Annotated in this window: 1 protein-coding gene; it reads left to right on the forward strand. The window is 41.1% G+C overall.

Annotated features, from left to right (window positions below; all coding sequences use genetic code 11):
* Positions 1 to 171 precede the first annotated feature (171 nt).
* Positions 172 to 1,440, forward strand: a complete 1,269-nt coding sequence (locus tag ESZ26_RS18985; protein ID WP_146801372.1) for an IS110 family RNA-guided transposase — start codon at positions 172 to 174, stop codon at positions 1,438 to 1,440.
* The last annotated feature ends 31 nt before the right edge of the window (positions 1,441 to 1,471 follow it).

A 1,471-nucleotide genomic window follows, 5' to 3' on the forward strand; every position in this document is an offset into this window, starting at 1 on the left:
TATTTGAATGAAAACACTCGATGCTTTTAACAAGACTTTCGGCGCAACAGAAGTTACTTGTTTCACTACGCATACTCAGGGGTTGCCGTCTATATCGACTATCTATAAGACCTGCGAGAAACAATACTACAGCCATATTCCATGGCTAACTTTACGCTTGGGAGTTAAAAAATGAAAGCTTTTAATCCTGCTGATTTTGCCGCCCTTATCGCTATCGATTGGGCAGACCGTAAACACGATGTTTGTGAACTCGACCAACAAAATAATAAAACCACTTTTAGCGTGATTTCCTCTAAACCAGAGGCGATTAATGCGTGGGCTAATGCATTAAAACAAAAATATAATGGGCAAAAAGTTGCTGTTGCTTGTGAATTAAAAAAAGGGCCTTTAATTTACGCATTAAGTAAATTTAAGCACATTATTTTGTTTACCATCAACCCTTCGACCGTTGCTAAATACCGAAAGGCATTTACCATCAGTGGCGCGAAAGATGACCCTACAGATGCCGCAATCCAATTAGAAATATTGCAGCAACACATGTCAAAACTGAACGTTATCACGCCAGATACTGAGAGTATCAGGTCGTTGGCTCAGCTTGTTGAATATCGTCGAAAGCTCGTGCAAGACCGCGTGGATTTAACCAACAGACTGAGCACGACACTCAAAAACTATTATCCACAGGCCCTTGATTGGTTTAACGAAAAAGACAGTATGATATTCTGCGATTTCCTTTTGCGTTGGCCATCACTTGCGCAAGTTAAACGCGCAAGAAAACAAACCTTACATGATTTTTTCAACCTGCATAACTCCCGTTATCCTGACGTAAATGAAAAACGGATTAATGACATTAAACAAGCCGAGTCTCTAACAAGCGACAACGCTATCATCGGCCCCAACTTGTTATTGGTTGAATGTTTGGTGGGTCAACTCAAACAATTAATGCTATCCATCGAACGTTTCGACCATGAAATCAAATCAATTTATAAACAGCATAGCGACCGATTTATATTTGATAGTTTGCCAGGGGCTGGTCCGCAAATGGCGCCAAGATTATTAGCCGCGATGGGCTCAAACCGTGAACGTTACCAATCCAGTGAAGAGATACAAAAATATGCCGGTATTGCGCCTGTCACAGAACGCAGTGGTAAAAAAGAATGGATACATTGGCGCTACTCGTGCACCACATTTTTACGGCAGACGTTTGTTGAATGGGCAGGTCAATCGGTGCGATATTCATTTTGGGCCAAGGCTTATTATGAACAGCAAAAAAGTAAAGGAAAGCCGCACAATACTATTATAAGAGCACTGGCATTTAAGTGGATAAGAATACTGTTTCGATGTTGGAAAACAAAGACAGCGTATGATGAGTCAACGTACTTAGAGGCATTAAAAAGTAAAGGTTCGCCTCTATTGAAATATGCGGTGGAAAGCAAGTTTTAATACTTGCGGTCCACCTCAGGGCGTGTTGTTA

It is taken from the genome of Colwellia hornerae (genome assembly GCF_007954355.1).
GTDB classification, from domain to species: domain Bacteria; phylum Pseudomonadota; class Gammaproteobacteria; order Enterobacterales; family Alteromonadaceae; genus Colwellia_A; species Colwellia_A hornerae.

What these genes read in the sequence shown, in the direction of transcription:
- ESZ26_RS18985 (WP_146801372.1), top strand. Translation starts at nt 172, where the DNA reads ATGAAAGCTTTTAATCCTGCTGATTTTGCCGCCCTTATCGCTATCGAT.